Origin of the sequence: Aurantimicrobium sp., assembly GCF_036667855.1 — a bacterium.
Lineage (GTDB): Bacteria > Actinomycetota > Actinomycetes > Actinomycetales > Microbacteriaceae > Aurantimicrobium.
Map to the genome: position 1 here is coordinate 1 of NZ_JAVWTF010000131.1, position 600 is coordinate 600.

The 600-nt window shown below is 54.7% G+C and carries 2 rRNA genes; both read right to left on the reverse strand.

Annotation, left to right across the window (positions count from 1 at the left end):
* Positions 1–86: ribosomal RNA gene (rrf, locus tag RR877_RS10695) — 5S ribosomal RNA — on the reverse strand; the annotation flags it as partial.
* A gap of 96 nt (positions 87–182) precedes the next feature.
* Positions 183–600, reverse strand: a 23S ribosomal RNA gene (locus RR877_RS10700); the annotation flags it as partial.

Sequence of the window (600 nt, forward strand, 5' to 3'; positions counted from 1 at the left end):
GACCCCACACTACCATCGGCGCTACGGCGTTTCACTTCTGAGTTCGGCATGGGGTCAGGTGGGACCACCGCGCTACAGCCGCCAGGCAAATTCTGTTTCTCAACACACTCTCGCATGTCGATTTAATCTGTAATCAGGCTGAAATCACTGTCTCTCGTCCGCCAAAACATCTTCGGCGTTGTAAGGTTAAGCCTCACGGTTCATTAGTACCGGTTAGCTCAACGCATCGCTGCGCTTACACACCCGGCCTATCAACGTCGTCGTCTTCAACGTTCCTTCAGGACCCTTAAAGGGTCAGGGAGAACTCATCTCGGGGCAAGTTTCGTGCTTAGATGCTTTCAGCACTTATCTCTTCCGCATTTAGCTACCGGGCAGTGCCATTGGCATGACAACCCGAACACCAGTGATGCGTCCACTCCGGTCCTCTCGTACTAGGAGCAGCCCCCCTCAATTCTCCAGCGCCCACGGCAGATAGGGACCGAACTGTCTCACGACGTTCTAAACCCAGCTCGCGTACCACTTTAAATGGCGAACAGCCATACCCTTGGGACCGGCTTCAGCCCCAGGATGTGATGAGCCGACATCGAGTTGCCAAACACC